Source organism: Schauerella aestuarii, assembly GCF_009866805.1.
GTDB classification, from domain to species: domain Bacteria; phylum Pseudomonadota; class Gammaproteobacteria; order Burkholderiales; family Burkholderiaceae_B; genus Schauerella; species Schauerella aestuarii.
This window is the reverse complement of record NZ_SIZW01000042.1, coordinates 16,120-33,950: the sequence shown is the minus strand read 5'-3', so window position 1 is coordinate 33,950 and position 17,831 is coordinate 16,120. Positions and strand designations below refer to the sequence as shown.

Annotated in this window: 17 protein-coding genes; 7 read left to right on the top strand and 10 right to left on the bottom strand. The window is 62.1% G+C overall.

Translation table 11 applies throughout. The features are described 5' to 3' along the window. Window positions 1–43: 43 nt before the first annotated feature. The 7 genes from denD to EYW45_RS15255 all read right to left on the bottom strand — a co-directional run bounded on the left by denD (window position 44) and on the right by EYW45_RS15255 (window position 7,129). A complete protein-coding gene (gene denD, locus EYW45_RS15285) occupies window positions 44–1,039 on the bottom strand; it encodes a D-erythronate dehydrogenase (RefSeq protein WP_161136308.1) in 996 nt (331 codons plus the stop codon). Between the two features lie 12 nt (window positions 1,040–1,051). After that, window positions 1,052–2,356 carry an MFS transporter gene (locus tag EYW45_RS15280; RefSeq protein WP_161136307.1) on the bottom strand — a complete coding sequence of 435 codons (1,305 nt, stop codon included), beginning with the start codon at window positions 2,354–2,356 and terminating at the stop codon, window positions 1,052–1,054. Between the two features lie 126 nt (window positions 2,357–2,482). Beyond that, window positions 2,483–3,271, bottom strand: a complete 789-nt coding sequence (gene otnI / locus EYW45_RS15275) for a 2-oxo-tetronate isomerase (RefSeq protein WP_161136306.1) — start codon at window positions 3,269–3,271, stop codon at window positions 2,483–2,485. Window positions 3,272–3,388: 117 nt separating this feature from the next. Then, window positions 3,389–4,042, bottom strand: a complete 654-nt coding sequence (locus EYW45_RS15270; RefSeq protein WP_161137047.1) for a class II aldolase/adducin family protein — start codon at window positions 4,040–4,042, stop codon at window positions 3,389–3,391. A 14-nt stretch (window positions 4,043–4,056) separates the two neighbouring features. Then, a complete protein-coding gene (otnK, locus tag EYW45_RS15265) occupies window positions 4,057–5,379 on the bottom strand; it encodes a 3-oxo-tetronate kinase (RefSeq protein ID WP_161136305.1) in 1,323 nt (440 codons plus the stop codon). Then, complete coding sequence (gene ltnD, locus EYW45_RS15260; protein WP_161136304.1) at window positions 5,376–6,302, bottom strand: L-threonate dehydrogenase; 927 nt, start codon at window positions 6,300–6,302, stop codon at window positions 5,376–5,378. Before ltnD ends, otnK begins: the two co-directional genes overlap by 4 nt. Beyond that, window positions 6,299–7,129 carry a FadR/GntR family transcriptional regulator gene (locus EYW45_RS15255; protein WP_161136303.1) on the bottom strand — a complete coding sequence of 277 codons (831 nt, stop codon included), beginning with the start codon at window positions 7,127–7,129 and terminating at the stop codon, window positions 6,299–6,301. Before EYW45_RS15255 ends, ltnD begins: the two co-directional genes overlap by 4 nt. Before the next feature lie 178 nt (window positions 7,130–7,307). Between EYW45_RS15255 and EYW45_RS15250 the strand changes: the two genes are divergently transcribed. Next, entirely contained in the window at window positions 7,308–7,874 is a 567-nt protein-coding gene (locus EYW45_RS15250; protein WP_161136302.1) for a helix-turn-helix domain-containing protein, read from the top strand. A gap of 76 nt (window positions 7,875–7,950) precedes the next feature. Further along, a complete protein-coding gene (locus EYW45_RS15245; protein WP_235939089.1) occupies window positions 7,951–8,502 on the top strand; it encodes a GNAT family N-acetyltransferase in 552 nt (183 codons plus the stop codon). 157 nt (window positions 8,503–8,659) lie between these two features. On the opposite strand, the gene EYW45_RS15240 is transcribed toward EYW45_RS15245, so the two are convergent. Beyond that, window positions 8,660–9,865 carry a DesA family fatty acid desaturase gene (locus EYW45_RS15240; RefSeq protein WP_161136301.1) on the bottom strand — a complete coding sequence of 402 codons (1,206 nt, stop codon included), beginning with the start codon at window positions 9,863–9,865 and terminating at the stop codon, window positions 8,660–8,662. Between the two features lie 94 nt (window positions 9,866–9,959). Then, the gene (locus tag EYW45_RS15235; protein WP_161136300.1) at window positions 9,960–10,751 is read right to left on the bottom strand and encodes a dioxygenase family protein; all 792 of its coding nucleotides are present in this window, start codon (window positions 10,749–10,751) and stop codon (window positions 9,960–9,962) included. A gap of 174 nt (window positions 10,752–10,925) precedes the next feature. Here EYW45_RS15235 and EYW45_RS15230 point away from each other — a divergent pair, with 174 nt between their 5' ends. Next, on the top strand, window positions 10,926–11,825 hold the full coding sequence (locus tag EYW45_RS15230) for a LysR family transcriptional regulator (protein WP_161136299.1): 900 nt from the start codon (window positions 10,926–10,928) through the stop codon (window positions 11,823–11,825). Window positions 11,826–12,091: 266 nt separating this feature from the next. On the opposite strand, the gene EYW45_RS15225 is transcribed toward EYW45_RS15230, so the two are convergent. Continuing rightward, the gene (locus EYW45_RS15225; RefSeq protein ID WP_161136298.1) at window positions 12,092–13,420 is read right to left on the bottom strand and encodes an MFS transporter; all 1,329 of its coding nucleotides are present in this window, start codon (window positions 13,418–13,420) and stop codon (window positions 12,092–12,094) included. Window positions 13,421–13,584: 164 nt separating this feature from the next. On the opposite strand from EYW45_RS15225, the gene cyoA reads away from it, so the two are divergent. From cyoA to cyoD, 4 genes are read left to right on the top strand one after another with little or no spacing between them, the layout of a single operon-like run. Next, the gene (cyoA, locus tag EYW45_RS15220; RefSeq protein WP_161136297.1) at window positions 13,585–14,655 is read left to right on the top strand and encodes a ubiquinol oxidase subunit II; all 1,071 of its coding nucleotides are present in this window, start codon (window positions 13,585–13,587) and stop codon (window positions 14,653–14,655) included. A 51-nt stretch (window positions 14,656–14,706) separates the two neighbouring features. Then, the gene (gene cyoB / locus EYW45_RS15215; protein ID WP_161136296.1) at window positions 14,707–16,710 is read left to right on the top strand and encodes a cytochrome o ubiquinol oxidase subunit I; all 2,004 of its coding nucleotides are present in this window, start codon (window positions 14,707–14,709) and stop codon (window positions 16,708–16,710) included. Continuing rightward, window positions 16,703–17,344 carry a cytochrome o ubiquinol oxidase subunit III gene (gene cyoC / locus EYW45_RS15210; protein WP_161136295.1) on the top strand — a complete coding sequence of 214 codons (642 nt, stop codon included), beginning with the start codon at window positions 16,703–16,705 and terminating at the stop codon, window positions 17,342–17,344. Before cyoB ends, cyoC begins: the two co-directional genes overlap by 8 nt. Beyond that, window positions 17,341–17,787, top strand: a complete 447-nt coding sequence (gene cyoD / locus EYW45_RS15205) for a cytochrome o ubiquinol oxidase subunit IV (protein WP_161136294.1) — start codon at window positions 17,341–17,343, stop codon at window positions 17,785–17,787. The genes cyoC and cyoD overlap by 4 nt, the downstream gene beginning before the upstream one ends. Window positions 17,788–17,831: the final 44 nt, after the last annotated feature.

Genomic DNA, 17,831 nt, shown 5'->3' with positions numbered 1-17,831 from the left:
CTCAGGCGTGCGCGATCAAAGGCGCAGCCGAGTGCGCCCGAACTTACTGCGCCTTGATGGCTTGCGGGTTGTCTTGCATGTACTGGCGCACCACACTGCGGAAATCCGCATCGGGCTTCAGGCCCAGCTTGAGGCTGCGGCCTTGCTCGAAGCGCGCGGGCCAGCCGCCCACGATGGCCGCCACGGCGGCGTTGGGCTCGAAGGAAACCAGCGCGCGCGCGGCCTCGCCGCCTTCGGCCTGCAACGCGTCCAGCATCTCCTGCACGCTTACCGTCAAGGCAGGCAGATTCAATGCCGTACGACCACCGAAGTCTTCACGGCTGGCTTCGAATACCGCAATCAACCCGTCGATGGTCGATGCGGGCGATGCCAGGGCAACCTGCGTGTCGGCCGATACCGGGCACACCGATGCGACGCCGGCCAGCGGCTCGCGCAGAATGCCGGACAAAAAGCTCGACGCCGCACCGTTGGGACGGCCCGGACGCACCGACACCGTCATCAAGCGCGCCGTGCGGCCATCGATGTGACCCTTGCGGGTGTAATCGGCCACCAGCTGCTCGATGATGAACTTGTGAATGCCGTACGACGATTGCGGCGTGGGCAAGGTGTTGTCGCCTACGACGTCGGGCAACGGCACGGCAGCATCGCTGCCGAATACCGCCACCGAGCTGGCGAATACGAACCGAGCCGGGGTGCCGCCGGCCGCCGTGTGAGCGCGCAAGGCATCCAGCAAGGCGCGCGACGTGTCCAGGTTGGAACGCAAGCCCAGATCGAAGTCCGACTCGCATTCGGCCGAAACGGCCGAGGCAAGATGGAACACGCCGTCGAACCCTTCGCGGCCCAATTCGGCGGCCTGCTCAAGCAACGCACCGGTGCGGCCTTGAATGCGGGCGTCGGCTGCCAGATCGGCGGGCGGCGCGACCAGATCGGCCAACACGATGGTGTCGATAGCCTTGCCCGCCAACGTCTTGCGCGCCAGCAACGTACGGGCCAGACGGGCCCCGAGGAAACCGGCACCGCCGGTGATGAGTAGCTTCATGGAAATATCCTTTTAACGATTGACCAGCTTGGCCGGCGTGAGCCAGATCAGCAACGCGCCGATGGCCAGCACCACCGAAAGCACATACATGCCCGACTCCGTGCTTTGTGTCAGGTCCTTCAGGTAACCGATGACGTAAGGGCTTACGAAACCTGCCAGATTACCCACCGAGTTGATGAGGGCGATGCCGACTGCGGCCGCCGCACCGGACATGAATGCCGTCGGCAACGACCAGAAGAGCGGCGAGCACGTCAGCACACCGGCGGCCGCAATCGACAACGCGATCACCGATACCGTGGTGTTGTCCGAAAACGAGGCCACAGCCGCAAAGCCGACCGTGCCCATCAACGCGGGGATGATCAAGTGCCAGCGGCGTTCGCGATGCTTGTCCGAACTGCGGCCGATCACGTTCATCGCGATCACGGCGCACCCGAACGGAATGGCGCTGAACAGCCCGATGTTCAGATTCCCCACGATACCCGTGGTCTTGATCAGCGTTGGCATCCAGAACGTGAGCGCGTATTGGCCCATCACGATGCAGAAGTAGATCGCGCACATGGCCCACACGCGGCCGCTCTTGAGCAGATCGCGGAAACCGGTGGTCGAATCCGTGTGTTTTTGATCGGTCACGATCTCGGCTTCGAGCAACTGCTTTTCGTTTTCGTCGAGCCACGCCGCATCGCGGATGCCGTTGCGCAGAATGAAGAGCACCATGATGCCGACGATGACTGCCGGAATCGCTTCGATCACAAACATCCACTGCCAGCCTTCCAGGCCATGCGTGCCATCGAAGGTGTCCATGATCCAGCCCGACAACGGGTTGCCGAAAATGCCGGCGACCGGAATCGCCGACATGAACAATGCCACGATGCGCGCACGGCGATGCGCGGGATACCAATACGTGAGGTACAGGATGATGCCGGGATAAAACCCAGCCTCGGCTGCGCCCAACAGGAAACGCGCGATATAGAACTGCGTTGGCGTCTCGACGAACATGAACAACCCCGAGATGATGCCCCAGGTGATCATGATCCGGGCGATCCACACCCGAGCACCCACGCGATGCAGGATGGCATTGCTGGGCACTTCAAAAATGAAATAGCCAAGAAAGAAAATGCCGGCGCCCAGGCCGAACACCGTTTCTGAAAACCCAAGATCCTGCGACATTTGCAGCTTGGCAAAGCCGACGTTGACCCGGTCAAGGTAAGCCACCACGTAGCACAGCATGATGAACGGCACGATGCGCCAGAACACTTTTTTGTAAGCGCGTTCCAGCGGCGCATTGGTCGAGGCGACCGCCGCATTCGATGTAGACATCAATATCTCCAACTTCATTTATTGAAAACGCGCCTCATGCTGGACGCTTGGGTGTGTGAAGCCCGGTGGCAGGGCCATAAGGAAACGGCCCGATCAAGGGCCATAGGTCAAAGCAAAAAGAAATCGTTAGCGGCGGTACGGCTTGAACCAGCCGAGACCTTCCGACGTACCGGCCTTGGGGCGGTATTCGCCACCCACATGCCCGTCAAAACCCAGTTCGTCCAGGAGGGCAAACAGATAGGGATGATTGAGCTCCCCCAGATCCGGTTCGTGACGCTCGGGCACACCGGCGATCTGAATGTGGCCTACCCGTCCGGTGGGGATGTATTGACGCAGCTTCATCGCCACGTCGCCTTCGACGATCTGGCAGTGATACAGATCCATCTGCACCTTGAGGTTGCTCGCCCCCACCGCATCGATCACGGCGTGCGCCTGGTCCTGTCGGTTCAGGAAGAAGTTCGGAATGTCGCGGGTATTGATCGGTTCGATCAGCACGTCGATGCCGGCCGTCGCAGCCTGCTCGGCGGCCCACGCAAGATTCTTCAGGTACACGTCCTGCATCGCCGCGCGATCGCCGCCGGCCGGCACCAGTCCCGCCATCACGTGCACGCGCGGGCTCTTCAGCGCTTCGGCATACGGCAAGGCCAGCGCCGTGAAATTGCGGCGAAATTCGTCCTCACGTCCTGGCAGACTGGCCAACCCGCGTTCACCGGCGTTCCAATCGCCCGGCGGCGCGTTGAACAGCACCTGGCTGAGATCGTTGTCGGCCAGACGCTGGGCCAGTTCGGCCCGGTCGAAGTCGTAGGGAAACAAGTATTCGACCGCGGCAAACCCATCCGCCGACGCGGCCGCAAAGCGGTCGAAGAAGGCGTGCTCGGTGTACATCATGGTCAAGTTGGCGGCAAAACGCGGCATGGTTGCAGTGTCCTGAAAACGGTATGAAAGGTATCTGGTCGCGGCTGGCGCCATGTTCATCGCAAGCGATGCTGTCGGGCGCTCAAAGCCAACGTGTTCAATCGTCGCGGGCGAGGCCTACCAGCGCGCGCCGAACGTCGTGCGCAGCTCATCGATCTGCGCGTCCGACAACGGCGCCGGTTGCGCGGTCAGCCACAAGCGTGCGGTTTCTTCCAGTTCTTCGAGCGTGGCCATCGCCGCGGCCGGCGTGCTTTGCCACACATTCGGACCCAAGCGATCGAGCATCACGGCGCGAATGGGAGCGCCGTTCGCCTGCGCTTGGATGATCGTGTCGGCCACCAGATCCGCCACGCGCGCATCGCCCGGCTTGTGATACGGAATCAACGGCACGTGCCCCACCTTCATGACGAAGTACGGCGTGATCGGCGGCACGATGTCGGACGTGCGCCACACGCCCTTGAGCGTGAGCGCCACCAGATGCGTGCTGTGGGTGTGGATCACGCAGCGCGCATCGGCGTCCGCACCGTAGATGCGTCGATGCAGGGCCAGCGTCTTGCTGGCACGGTCGCCGCTCAGTTGCGTGCCATCGGCGCCCACATGCGAGATGCGCGCGGGCTCGAGATAACCCATGCACGCATCGGTCGGTGTAATCAAAAAGCTGCCATCCTCGAGGCGCACGCTGATGTTGCCCGCCGTGGCGTGCACATAGCCGCGCTCGAAAAGCGACCGCCCTACCCGGCATATTTCGTCGCGCGCGGCCGCTTCCGGCATGAACGCGGTGCTGCTCATGCGATCACCCCGAAGGCCTTGGTGAAGAAATCGTCGGTACCGAAATTGCCCGACTTCAAGGCGATATGCAGGGAGCCGGCCGGCGCCGCTGCGCTGTGCGCATGGCACCAGGGCACGCCCGGATCGATCTGCGTACCGATCTGCATCTGATCGATATCCAGCGCCTGCACGCAGGCACCCGACGTTTCGCCGCCCGCGACGAGCAACTGGCCCACGCCGCGTTCGACCAGCCCGCGCGCAATCCTGGCGATCGTCTGCTCGACGAGCGCCCCAGCCTCGCCCACACCCAGCTTGCCCTGTACCGCCTTGACGTCCGTGGCATCCGCAGTCGAATACAGCAATACGGGGCCTTGCGCGAGCAACGGCTCGGCCCAGGCCAAGGCAGCCGCCGCCACATCGACGCCGGCCGCAATGCGCAGGGGGTCGATCGCCAATGCCTGACCGCCCCGGCGAATGAAATCCAGCACCTGGCGGTTGGTGGCCAGCGAGCAACTTCCGGACACGATCGCCTGCATGCCACTGCCGCGCGGCAATTGCGCGGCCTGGTCGTTGGCCTGGAGTCCCCAGTTTTGCGGCAGGCCGATGGCCACACCGGAGCCCGCCGTCAAGAGTGGCAAATCGCCCAATGCCGGGCCCACGCGCAGCAAATCTTCGTTGGACACGGCATCAAGTATTGCCAGCGATACGCCCTCTTCTCGCAACGCGGCGATCCGCGCGCGCACGGCATCGGCGCCCTGCGCCACGGTGCGATAGTCGATCAGGCCCACGCGGCGTTTGCACTGCGCCTGCAGCACCCGCACCAGGTTGGGATCGGTCATCGGCGTGAGCGGATGGTTCTGCATGCCCGATTCGTGCAGCAGCACATCGCCCACAAACAAATGGCCTTTGAAAACGGTACGACCGTTCTCCGGAAACGCCGGCGTCGCGATCGTGAAGTCCGTATCCAACGCGTCCATCAGGGCCTCGGCCACCGGGCCGATATTGCCAGCCGCCGTGCTATCGAACGTCGAGCAATATTTGAAGTAAAGCTGTTCTGCGCCTTGGCTTTGCAGCCAGCGCAGCGCCTGAAGCGACTGCGCGATCGCATCGGCTGCCGGCTCCGTGCGCGACTTCAACGCCACCACGATGGCATCGGCGTCCACGGCCGCCGCATCGTCGGGCACGCCGATGGTCTGCACCACGCGCATGCCGCTGCGCACAAGATTGTTTGCCAGATCGGTGGCACCCGTAAAGTCGTCGGCAATACATCCGAGCTTTACGGCGCCGCCGATGCGAGCTGGGCCGGCCACGCCGGTCGATTGCGTCACGCCCGCGCTCATGCTTGCTCCTTCTTGGCAGGCAACTCGATACCGGCCAAGCCAGCATAGAACTTGATCACCGCCGAGTCGTCTTCACCACCATGGCCGGCCGCGGACGTCGCCAGATAGAGTTGATGCGCCGTGGCCGCCAACGGCAACGGAAAGGCCAGCTTACGCGCCGCGTCCAGCACGATGCCCAGGTCCTTCACGAAGATATTCACGGCCGACAGCGGGGTGTAGTCGCCTTCCAGAATGTGCGGCACACGATTCTGGAACATCCAGCTCATGCCAGCCGAATTGCAAATCACCTCATACAGCGCTTCAGGATCGGCACCCGCACGCATGCCCAGCGCCATGCCTTCGCAGGCGGCGGCGATATGCACCCCGGCCAGATGCTGGTTGACCATCTTCACCGTCGATCCCACGCCAGCGCGATCGCCCAGGCGATAGATCTTGCCTGCGTAGGCCTCCAGCACGTTGCCGGCGGCAGCAAAAGCTTCAGGCTTGCCCGAGGCCATCACCGTCATCTGGCCTTCAGCGGCCTTCTTGGCCCCCCCCGACACCGGACCGTCGATCAGGAAAATGCCTTTCTCGGCCAAACGCGCTTCCCACACCGGCGGCAACGTGGGATCCACCGTTGCGGCCGTCACGACCACCGAGCCCGGCTTCAAATGCCCGATCAGCCCATCAGTGCCGAACAGCACGTCTTCGGTCTGCGCGGCATTGACCACCAGGATCAGGGCCACATCGCATTCGCGGCCCAATTCGGCCAGCGTGGATGTGGCATGACCGCCCTCGGCGGCGAATTGCTCACGGGCTTCGGCGCGCGTGTCCAAGCCCCACGTGGTGACACCGGCGCGCACAGCCGATCGCGCGGCCCCCATACCCATCGAACCCAAGCCGACGACGCCAAGCACGCGCGCGGCACTCTGAGACTGACTCATCGCTTACTACCTCTTTCTGTGGGATTGCGCCGCGCCAACGCGGCGTGCGACGCAGCGGCATCGGTTGCCGCTGCGGCGTGAGGCGGCACCATGCCGCCCGCGACCAGACGCCGCGCCGCCTGCACCATGTGCTCGGTTGCCGCGGCACGCGCGGCAACAGGGTCGCCGGCCTCGATCGCAATGAAAATGGCGTCATGCTCGGCCCGCACTTGATCTGCGAACCCGGCATGACGTTCTTCGTTGTCCCGCGTCACACGCACCGCGTCCCGCAGGTACTGCTCAAGAAAGCCCAGCAACAGCGTGAACTGCGGATTGCCGCTGGCTTGCGCGATGCTGCGGTGAAAGGCGAGATCTTCATTGACACCATCGCCACCGGCAGCGGTAGCGAGATCGATCGCATCGCGCGCCTGGCGGATCGCCATGATGTCCGGCCGCCGTGCCCGCACAGCCGCCAAGGCAGCGATTTCGCCTTCGAGTGCGCGGCGTACTTCCACCACCTGCACCACCGACGCCATGGAGCCCAGCACCGTCGGATCGAACGCCAGCGGTTGCGACGCCGGCTCGGCCGACACGAACACACCAGAGCCTTGCCGAGAAATCAGCAGCGACCGCGACTTGAGTTGGCTCACTGCCTCGCGCACCACCGTGCGAGATACGCCGTGGATGCGCACCAACTCGGGTTCGGTCGGCAGTCGTTCGCCTGGGGCGAGCTTGCCCGTCTCGATTTGCTCTGCCAATAGCGAAGCCAATCGATCCGACAGGCGCTCCGGGACCAATCGCAAAGACGGTGAAGCACTGACAGCGCTTTCATAATCTGATGTCGTCATATTGTCATAGTATGAATTTTCATCAGGGTTTGAACCTAGGTATTTACCCTAGTAACGCCAACCTCATGTTGTTTTGCGCGCTGTCAGCAAAGAAGGTCCGACCAGAACGACCAACGCGGGCCCTTGAAATCGCCGCTCAACGCTTTTGCGCGACTCAGATTTCCACTATAGTATCTGTATGGACACTTTAATTGACGACACGGGGAGCCAACTGGCTCAACGCATCAAACTCGAACGCGATGCGCGCGGATGGTCGCTCGCGGATCTGGCCGAGCGGGCGTCGGTGTCAAAAGCCACCATCAGCAAGATCGAACGCGAAGAGGCCAGTCCTACGGCCACGATTCTCGTACGCATCGCGGCGGCATTCGATCTCACGCTGGCAGGCCTGCTCTTGCGTGCCGAAGGCGGCCACAATCGACTCGCGCGCGCTACCGACCAGCCCACCTGGCAAGATCCCGCGACCGGTTACGTGCGTACCCAGGTTTTCAATCGACCCGATCATCCCGTCGAAATCGTGCGCGTCGAACTGCCACCCGGCCAGCACGTGGCCATGCCCGCATCGTCGTATGCCCACATACGCCAGGTGGTGTGGGTGCAGAACGGCGTGCTGACGATCAGCGAAGGCGGCGACCAGCACGAACTCCATGCAGGCGATTGCCTGGGCTTCGGTCCGCCCGGCGACGTCGTGCTCGCCAACCACGCGGCAGCACCCTGCTTTTACGTCGTCGCCTTGGCCCGCCACTGACAGGATGGGCAATGCACGGCGCAACTGCCCTCGCATCGACTCGTGTCGATGCCATACCCACCCTCAACACCCGCCCATGACCATGCCGACTGCCATCGAGATCAAACCCCTTTCAACGTCACCCGCCGTCATCGCCGCGCTGCGCGACATCCTTATCGAGGTCGTGGCGCACGGCGGCTCGGTCAGCTTCATGCATCCGTTGAGCCCCGACGACGCGACGGCGTTCTGGACGCAATCGCTTGCGGCGGCAGCGCGCAGCGAGCGCATGTTGCTGGGTGCCTGGGATGGCGACGTTCTGGCCGGCACCGTCACGCTGATCCTCGACTGCCCGCCCAATCAGCCGCACCGCGCCGAGATCGCGAAACTGATGGTGCCCCTCGGCTACCGTGGCCGGGGCATCGCGGCCGCGCTCATGCGTGCGGCCGAATCACTGGCCGTCGATCACCATCGCACCCTGCTGGTGCTGGATACCGCCGAAGAAGACGGTGCCGCGCCGCTTTACGAGAAAATCGGATTTACCTACGCCGGCAGCATTCCCGACTATGCACTCAAGCCGCATGGCGGGCTATGCGGCACCCGCATCTACTGGAAACGCACGGCCGCCATCGCGCCCCTTTCGGTGCGCTAACCCCTTCGACGCGCGCTGGCAGGCACCGGCGCAACAAAACGCGCGCCGGACAGTGATCGTCGGGCGCGCGTTTTAGGGATACGGATGGTGGCGACATCGATAGGCGAGCCATTGATCACTCGCCGGTCCCCAAGCGTCGTCGGGACGATTCTTCAGTTCACGTCGTATACAGCCGCAGACGCTGCGCGAAACCGGCCAGTTCCTGCACATGGCTACGCTCGGCCTGGGCGCACCAGGCTTGCAAACGATGCAGCAACTGCTCGCTGCTGTCTGCCGTGCTTTCCCAGATGCGCGCCAACGCAGCGCGCATTTCGATCACATGCGCCAACGTGGGTGACGCCGCAGCCACGCGCTGCAACTGCGCACGTTGTTCGCCGTTCAGCAAACTTTCCTGCCACAGCAACCAGCGGCGCGATGCAAATGCACGCCAGGCCGGCAGTTCGGCCCGGGTGTGCGGCTGCAGGTTGCGCCACTCACGGCCGGCGATGCGCTTAAGCAATTGAGCGTACTTGGCCATGATCTCGTGGCGATGCAACAGCACGGCCTCAAGGCTGCGATCGTCCAGCACACCAGCTTCATGCGCGGCCTTCAGTTTGCGCGCGGGCGCCTTGCGGCGCACGGTGGCCAAACGCAGCACTTCCATGCTGCGGATATACATCCAGCCCAAATCGAATTCATACCACTTGCTGGAAAACTTGGCCGACGTGCCGTGTGCATGATGATTGTTGTGCAGCTCTTCGCCCCCGATCAGAATACCGATCGGGAAAAGATTGGTGCTGGCGTCGGCGCTCGAGAAATTGCGATAGCCCACATGATGCCCGAGGCCATTGATCACGCCGGCCGCCCAGAACGGAATCCAGGCCATCTGGATGGCCCACACCGTCACGCCCAATGCGCCGAACAGCGCCACGTCGATACCCAGCATGAGCGTGATGCCCAGACCGCGATGGCGTGTGTAGACGTTCTTTTCCAACCAATCATTGGGCGTACCGCGGCCATAGCGATCGAGCGTGACTTGATCGGTGGCCGATGCGCGGTAAAGCTGTGCGCCCTTCCACAATACGGTTGACGCACCATGCACCAGCGGCGAGTGTGGATCTTCCTCACCCTCGCATTTCGCGTGGTGCTTGCGGTGCACGGCCACCCATTCGCGCGTCACGATCCCGGTCGTCAGCCACAACCAGAAGCGGAAAAAGTGCGAAATGATCGGGTGGAAATCCACACCCCGATGGGTTTGACTGCGGTGCAGGAACAGCGTCGTCGACAGGATCGTGATGTGCGTGACGATGAACGTAAAGCCCACGACTTGCCACACACTCGCGTCCGCCAGTCCCTGCGCCACGAATTCGATAACAGCTTGCATAAGGTCGCTTGAAATCCGGGAGATTAAAGCCAAGAGGCCCGCAGTTTAATCGTCCCGCGCCCACACCGCCATCGGGCGAACACCAACCTTTGGCTCAATGTTGTGCCGAGGAGCCAAAAACGTACGAATCCATCGACAAGATGCCATAGGTGATGCCGCCGTCGAGCACCTGCACCGGGGCTTCGGTGCCCGCTGCGCCCGCAGCCACCAGCAGCGGCAGGAAATGCTCGGTGGTGGGGTGCGCCCGTTTGGCGTGCGGTGCGAGGTCAAGCGTGCGGCGCAGCCGATCATGATCGCCCGCGACCACCGTGTCGCGCACCCACCCGGCGAATTCGCGCGCATATACCGCATCTTCCGTGACAGGGCCGCGAAACTCGTACAGATTGTGGGTCAGACTGCCCGAACCCACGATCAACACGCCCTCCTCGCGCAGTGGCGCTAAAGCCGCCCCGAATGCGTAGGCGGTGTCGGCATCCAGCCCGGCCGGCATCGACACCTGAAACACCGGCACCTCGCCATCGGGGAACAGATAACGCACGGGCACCCAGGCGCCGTGATCCAGGCCACGACGTTCGTCGGCCGACACCTGCCAGCCCGCAGCGTTCAACACCTCGATCACGCGGGTGGCCAGCGCCGGTGCGCCTGGTACGGGGTATTGGATGTCGTACAGCTCGCGGGGAAACCCGCCGAAATCGTGAATGGTCTCGGGCCGCGCCGTCGTCCCCACGCGGATGTGTGGCGTCGTCCAGTGCGGCGACACCACCAGTACGGCCTTCGGCCGGGGCAACTGCTGTCCCAAAGCGGCCAGTTGGGGACCAAGCAAGCCAGGTTCAACGGAAAACGTCGGCGCGCCGTGCGAGATGAAGAGAGCGGGAAACGAAGTCATGGTCATGTCCTCTAAGGAGGTGATTCACGGGCGCAGCGCCCGCTTCATGGAATGACCCCAGTCTAGCTGTCAACATTAACGAGATAAATATGCCAAACTGGCACTTACTATCCCAATTTACAAGCCAATGGCTGAAGCTGGATTGAGAGCAGGTTGCGGAGAGAGGCTCCCCATATGGACAAGTTCTTGCAGATGCGCACCTACGTGCACGTGGTCGATGCCGGAAGCTTCATCGGCGCAACGCGCGCGCTGGAGATGTCCAAGGCGGCCGTGTCGCGGCATGTGGGCGATCTTGAAGCCCGATTGGGTGTGCGCCTGCTCAATCGCACCACTCGCCGCCTGTCGATGACCGAAGACGGTGAGGTGTTTTACCTGCGCTGCAAGGCACTCCTGGGCGAACTCGACGCTGCCGAAGCGGAAATCACCTCGCGCACCGGCGAGGCCGTGGGCCTCATCAAAGTGAGCGCACCCGTGAGCTTCGGCATCCTGCATCTGGCCGACGCCTGGGCGGCATTCAGTGAGCGCCATCCCAACGTCACGTTTGACGTCACCCTGTCGGATCGTGTCTCGGACCTGGTCGATGAAGGCTACGACCTCGCCGTCCGGATCACCAAGCTCGAAAATTCGAGTCTGATTGCCCGCAAGCTTTCATCCACCCGCGTGGTGCTGTGTGCGTCGCCCGAATACCTGGCACGCGCCGGTACGCCACAACATCCGCACGATCTGAGTGCGCATGCCGTCATCGCCTACAGCTACTGGGCGGCGCGCGACGAATGGGGGTTCGACGGGCCGGACGGCCGCGTCACCGTCATCACCCATCCGAAGCTTCGCACGAACAATGGCGACACCTGCCGGGCTGCCGCGCTACATCACCAGGGCATCATTCTGCAGCCAACGTTCATCGTGGGCGACGATCTCGCCGCGGGAACGCTTGTCGAAATCTGTCCGGACTATCGTTCCATCGAGATCGGCATCTATGCCGTGTACGGCAGCCGCAAGCATGTTTCGCCCAAGGTGCGACTGCTGATCGACTTTCTGGTCGAACGCTTCGCCACGCCGCGGTGGCCGCAGTAAGCCGTATAGACGCCTGCTCTGGAAACGGCACCGACGGTCGCGATCGCACTGCGGTCGGGCTGGCCAAGCCGCCGCCAGTGACGAAGCCTACGCGGAAGCCCACTCCGAAGCCCGTGAAGTCGCCCGCAAAGTAGCCCGTGTTGACGCCCGTGAAGTCGCCCGTGAAGCAACGAAATAGAAAAAGGCCAGGTTGCCCTGGCCTTTTCAAAGCTGCGATCCAACGGACCGCATCGACTCACGCCCGCAGGCGCTTTCGCAGTTGACAATCAGTCGCGCGTTTCGAGCACACGGTTGATGCGCAACGCGATCAGCGTGCAGGCCGCGCCCGACAGCAGATAGGCGCTGACGTACACCAGACCGAAGTTGGCCGACAGGCCCAACACCACCACCGGCGCGAAAGCAGCACCCACCAGCCATGCGAAGTCGGAGGTGAGCGCGGCGCCCGTGTAGCGGAACTTCTTGGAGAAGTTGGCCGTGACCGTGCCTGAAGCCTGACCATACGACACACCCAGCAGCGCGAAGCCCAGGATGATGAACGTGTCTTGCCCGGTGGGGCCGCCATCGAGCAGCCAGGGCGCGACCACGGCGAAGATGGCGATCAGCACAGCCAGCGAGCCCAGGGTCGTGCGGCGACCGATGCGATCGGCGAGCCAACCCGAGAAAATGGTCGCGGCGATGCCGACGAATGCGCCGATCACCTGAACGATCAGAACGTCGTTGACCGACTGCGTGGAGCTCAATTTGATCCACGACAACGGAAACACCGTCACCAGGTGGAACAGCGCGTAGCTGGCCAGTGCGGCAAATGCGCCGATGAAGATGTTGTAACCCTGGCCACGCAGCATCTCATGCACGGGCACGGGTTGCAGCTCACCCTCTTCCATCAGCGTCGTGTACTCATGGGTTACGACCAGACGCAGGCGGGCGAAGAGCGCCACCACGTTGATGGCGAAGGCGCAGAAGAACGGATAACGCCAGCCCCATTCGAGGAAGTCTTTCGAGCTCAGGCTGACGTGGAGGTAATAAAACAACGCACTGGCGATCAGGAAACCGATCGGGGCACCCAACTGACCCAACATCGCGAACCAACCGCGACGGCCTTGAGGGGCATTCAGGTTCAAGAGCGACGGCAGCCCGTCCCACGAGCCGCCGAAGGCGATGCCCTGGAGAATCCGGAAGAAGGCGAGCAGGATGATCGAGTAGCTGCCCAGCGTGGCGTAGCCCGGCAGGAACGCCATGCCGCAGGTTGCGGTGCCCAGCAGGAACAGCGCGCCGGTGAGCTTGGTGCCCCGGCCCCAGCGCCGCTGGATGGCCATGAAGATGGCCGTGCCAAAGGGGCGCGCAATGAATGCCAGCGAAAACAGGGCGAATGCCCACAAAGTGCCTTCCAGCGGTTCTTCGAAAGGGAAGAACACGGCCGGGAACACCAGGACGCAGGCGATACCGAATACGAAAAAGTCGAAATACTCGGACGCGCGCCCGATGACGACGCCGATGGCGATCTCACCTGGTGCCACTTTGGAGTGGGAGGCGGTGATTTCTCGCACGTCGCGTTCGGCGGCGCTTGAAGACGGCTCGTTATGTGTTGGAGTCATGCTGGACATTGTGCTTGCTCGTAAATCGGGGTATTTTTTGCAGATCGTAAGGATCGCATTAGTCGGCCGCCGCCGCCATAGGACAAAATGTCCAATTCCCGCAGCTCGCCGCTGGCAGTACATTTTGCATCCTTTTCCTCGGCCACGCTCAAGCTTCTTCCGGCATGCCTTCCTCTAAGATACTTCGCGGACTACTCGCACTCCCCGTCCTCGCCCTGTTGTCGGGCTGCAACGCGGTAGTCATGTCCCCCTCCGGCGACATCGCCGCCCAGCAACGTGACCTGATCATCTGGTCGGTCATCCTGATGCTGATCGTCATCATTCCAGTCATTGTGATGACGTTCCTGTTCGCGTGGAAGTATCGCGCGAGTGCGAACGCCAAGTATGACCCGGAATGGCACCACTCCACCATGCTTGAGTTGTTGATCTGGACGATTCCGCTCCTCATCATCATCGCACTGGGCGCCCTGACCTGGGTCAGCACCCACCAACTCGACCCCTATCGCCCCCTGGACCGTATCGGTGCCGGCCGCGACGTGCCGGCCGAAACGCAGCCGCTGGTGGTCGAAGTCGTGGCGCTGGATTGGAAGTGGCTGTTCCTGTATCCGGAACAGGGCATTGCTTCGGTCAACGAAATGGCAGCTCCCGTGGATCGCCCGATTCAGTTCAAGCTGACTGCGTCCACCGTGATGAATTCGTTCTTCATCCCCGCCTTGGCCGGTCAGATCTACGCCATGCCGGGCATGGAGACCAAGCTGCACGCCGTCATCAACAAGCCAGGCGAGTTCGAAGGTTTCTCGGCCAATTACAGCGGTGCCGGTTTCTCCTGGATGCGCTTCAAGTTCCATGGCGTCACCAATGAAGGGTTCGATGACTGGGTCAAGAAGGTCAAGACGAACGGCACCGCGCTCAATCGCGACGCGTATCTGAAACTTGAAAAGCCCAGCGAGCGTGAGCCCGTACGCCACTACGCCACCGTTGCCAACGGCCTGTACGACGCGATTTTGAATCGCTGCGTCGAAGCCAACCGCATGTGCATGAAAGACGTGATGGCCATCGATGCGCAGGGCGGCCTCGGCATTCCCGGCGCCTTCAATGTGGCTTCGCTGGACGAAGCGACGCGTAAACGCCTGGGCCTGCAAGACCAGCCCGTGCGCACCTACGTCGGCGCCATGTGCGGCCCCAGCGACCCGGCGTTTGCCGCGCCGGCGACGCTCACCAATCAGACGCTGTGACGGCTCGCCCGGCACACCATTCACCACGCGCCTTCGGCCACGGTACAAAAGATGTTTGAGAACCTCGACCTAACCAAGCTTATATTCGGCCGCCTCAGCTGGGAGGCGATCCCCTATCACGAACCCATTCTGCTGGTGACCTTCGCGGCCGTCGTGCTGGGTGGCCTCGTGCTCGTGGGTGCCCTCACCTATTTCCGCGTCTGGGGTTACCTCTGGCGAGAGTGGTTCACCAGTATCGACCACAAGAAAATCGGGATCATGTACATGATCCTCGGCATCATCATGCTGCTGCGCGGCTTTGCCGATGCGCTCATGATGCGCGCCCAGCAAGCAATGGCTTTCGGCGATAACGCCGGGTTCCTGCCGCCGCACCACTACGATCAGGTGTTCACCGCCCACGGCGTGATCATGATCTTCTTCGTGGCCATGCCGCTGGTAACCGGGTTGATGAACTACATCGTGCCGCTGCAGATCGGCGCGCGCGACGTGGCCTTCCCTTTCCTGAACAACTTCAGCTTCTGGATGACCACCAGCGGCGCCGTGCTCGTCATGGCTTCGTTGTTTGTGGGCGAGTTCGCCAAGACCGGCTGGCTGGCCTATCCGCCTTTGTCGGGGATCTTGCATAGTCCAGATGTGGGGGTCGACTATTACATATGGTCGCTGCAGATTGCGGGGGTCGGCACACTGCTGTCCGGGATCAATTTGCTTGTCACGATCGTCAAAATGCGCGCGCCCGGCATGGGCCTGATGAAGATGCCCATCTTCACCTGGACCTCGCTTTGCACCAACGTGCTGATCGTTGCCGCGTTCCCGATCCTGACCGCTGTTCTGGCCCTGTTGTCGCTCGACCGCTACATCGGCACGAACTTCTTCACGAACGACTTCGGCGGCAACGCCATGATGTACGTGAACCTGATCTGGATCTGGGGTCACCCCGAGGTCTACATCCTGATCCTGCCCGCGTTCGGCGTGTTCTCAGAGATCGTTTCCACGTTCAGCAGCAAGCGCCTGTTCGGTTACGCCTCGATGGTCTACGCCACGATCGTGATTACCGTGCTGTCGTACCTCGTGTGGCTGCATCACTTCTTCACCATGGGTTCGGGGGCCAGCGTCAACTCGTTCTTCGGGATCACGACGATGATCATCTCGATCCCGACCGGCGCGAAGATTTTCAACTGGCTCTTCACGATGTACCGCGGCCGGATCCGCTTCGAAGTGCCGATGCTCTGGACCGTGGGCTTCATGTTCACCTTCGTGATCGGTGGCATGACCGGCGTGATGCTCGCCATCCCGCCCGCCGACTTCGTCCTGCACAACAGCCTCTTCCTGATCGCTCACTTCCACAACGTCATCATCGGCGGCGTGCTGTTCGGCATGATGGCCGGTATCAACTACTGGTTCCCGAAAGCCTTCGGCTACAAGCTCGACGCGTTCTGGGGCAAGTGCTCGTTCTGGTTCTGGCAGATCGGTTTCTGGGTAGCCTTCGGTCCCGTGTACATCCTGGGCTTCATGGGTGTCACCCGCCGCGTCAGCCACTTTGAAGATCCGTCGCTGCAGATCTGGTTCCAGATCGCTGCTTTCGGCGCCGTTCTGATTGCCTTGGGCATCGCCAGCTTCTTGATCCAGTTGGTGGTGAGCTTCATGCGCCGCGACCAGTTGCGCGACCACACCGGCGACCCCTGGAACGGCCGTACGCTGGAATGGTCGACGTCGTCGCCCCCGCCTTCGTACAACTTTGCGTTCACGCCCCAGATCCATGACGGCGACGCGTGGTACCAGATGAAGCAGCGCGGCTACGAGCGTCCCCTCAAGGGCTTCCTGCCGATCCATATGCCGAAGAACACCTCGGCCGGCATCATCATCGCCGGGATCAGCACGGTGTTGGGCTTTGGGTTGATCTGGCACATGTGGGCCCTGGCGGTCGTGGCGTTCATCGTCCTGATCGGCGTGTCCATCGGCCACACCTTCAACTACAAGCGCGACTTCTACATTCCTGCCGACGAAGTGACCCGCGTCGAAGGCGAACGCACCAGCCTGCTTGCAAAACATGTCTAATACCACCGCTCTCACCCACCCCGGCGACGTAGACGCGCCGGATAACCTCCGCTTCTACGTACCCGAAGAGCATCACCCGCAAAACGGGACGTTGCTGGGCTTCTGGCTGTACCTGATGAGCGATTGCCTCATCTTTGCCGCCCTCTTCGCTGTCTATGGCGTGATCGGCCGCAACTACGCGGCAGGTCCGTCGGGCGCCGATTTGTTCGATCTGAAGCTCGTCGCCATCAACACGGCATTCCTGCTGTTCTCCTCGATCACGTATGGCTTCGCCATGCTCGAGATGAACAAGAACCGCGTGAACACCACGCTGATCTGGCTCGGCATCACCGGCCTCTTCGGTCTGGCGTTCCTGGGTCTGGAAATGTATGAGTTCTATCACCTGATCCACGAGGGTGCCACGCCCCAGCGCAGCGGCTTCCTGTCGGCCTTCTTCATCCTGGTCGGCACGCACGGATTGCACGTCACGTTCGGCGTGATCTGGCTGGTCACCCTGATGGTCCAGGTCAAGCAACGCGGTCTCATCGGCGAAAACAAACGTCGCCTGATGTGCCTGTCGATGTTCTGGCACTTCCTGGACGTGGTCTGGATCGGCGTCTTTACCTTCGTTTATCTGATGGGAGTGCTGGCATGAGCTCGCATACCGAAAACATCACCCACTCCGGTCACGAGATCGGTCACGGCGACGTGTCGGCAGAGGGCACGCACGGCCACGGCGGTCATGACGACCATCACGACGACAACGTCGCGCATGGCACGATGTCCGACTATGTAAAAGGCTTTGTGCTGTCGATCATCCTGACGGCCATTCCCTTCTGGCTCGTCATGGGCGACGTGTTCGACAACACGAACACCACTGCCCTGGTGATCATGGGCTTCGCCGTCGTGCAGATCGTCGTGCACATGGTTTACTTCCTGCACATGAACTTCAAGTCGGAAGGCGGCTGGAACATGCTGGCCCTGATCTTCACCATCGTCATTGTGGTGATCACGTTGGCAGGTTCGATCTGGGTGATGTATCACCTGAACGCCAACATGATGCCGGCCATGATGCATGACATGAAGAACATGCCTTAAGCGTCACGCAGGCTTTTACGCAACACCCCGCAGCGGGCCGGTCT

What these genes read in the sequence shown, in the direction of transcription:
- otnI (WP_161136306.1), bottom strand. Translation starts at nt 3,271, where the DNA reads ATGCCGCGTTTTGCCGCCAACTTGACCATGATGTACACCGAGCACGCC.
- cyoA (WP_161136297.1), top strand. Translation starts at nt 13,585, where the DNA reads ATGCCTTCCTCTAAGATACTTCGCGGACTACTCGCACTCCCCGTCCTC.
- EYW45_RS15255 (WP_161136303.1), bottom strand. Translation starts at nt 7,129, where the DNA reads ATGACGACATCAGATTATGAAAGCGCTGTCAGTGCTTCACCGTCTTTG.
- otnK (WP_161136305.1), bottom strand. Translation starts at nt 5,379, where the DNA reads ATGAGCGCGGGCGTGACGCAATCGACCGGCGTGGCCGGCCCAGCTCGC.
- EYW45_RS15280 (WP_161136307.1), bottom strand. Translation starts at nt 2,356, where the DNA reads ATGTCTACATCGAATGCGGCGGTCGCCTCGACCAATGCGCCGCTGGAA.
- EYW45_RS15225 (WP_161136298.1), bottom strand. Translation starts at nt 13,420, where the DNA reads ATGACTCCAACACATAACGAGCCGTCTTCAAGCGCCGCCGAACGCGAC.
- EYW45_RS15230 (WP_161136299.1), top strand. Translation starts at nt 10,926, where the DNA reads ATGGACAAGTTCTTGCAGATGCGCACCTACGTGCACGTGGTCGATGCC.
- EYW45_RS15250 (WP_161136302.1), top strand. Translation starts at nt 7,308, where the DNA reads ATGGACACTTTAATTGACGACACGGGGAGCCAACTGGCTCAACGCATC.
- cyoD (WP_161136294.1), top strand. Translation starts at nt 17,341, where the DNA reads ATGAGCTCGCATACCGAAAACATCACCCACTCCGGTCACGAGATCGGT.
- denD (WP_161136308.1), bottom strand. Translation starts at nt 1,039, where the DNA reads ATGAAGCTACTCATCACCGGCGGTGCCGGTTTCCTCGGGGCCCGTCTG.
- ltnD (WP_161136304.1), bottom strand. Translation starts at nt 6,302, where the DNA reads ATGAGTCAGTCTCAGAGTGCCGCGCGCGTGCTTGGCGTCGTCGGCTTG.
- EYW45_RS15245 (WP_235939089.1), top strand. Translation starts at nt 7,951, where the DNA reads ATGACCATGCCGACTGCCATCGAGATCAAACCCCTTTCAACGTCACCC.
- cyoC (WP_161136295.1), top strand. Translation starts at nt 16,703, where the DNA reads ATGTCTAATACCACCGCTCTCACCCACCCCGGCGACGTAGACGCGCCG.
- EYW45_RS15235 (WP_161136300.1), bottom strand. Translation starts at nt 10,751, where the DNA reads ATGACTTCGTTTCCCGCTCTCTTCATCTCGCACGGCGCGCCGACGTTT.
- EYW45_RS15270 (WP_161137047.1), bottom strand. Translation starts at nt 4,042, where the DNA reads ATGCCGGAAGCGGCCGCGCGCGACGAAATATGCCGGGTAGGGCGGTCG.
- EYW45_RS15240 (WP_161136301.1), bottom strand. Translation starts at nt 9,865, where the DNA reads ATGCAAGCTGTTATCGAATTCGTGGCGCAGGGACTGGCGGACGCGAGT.
- cyoB (WP_161136296.1), top strand. Translation starts at nt 14,707, where the DNA reads ATGTTTGAGAACCTCGACCTAACCAAGCTTATATTCGGCCGCCTCAGC.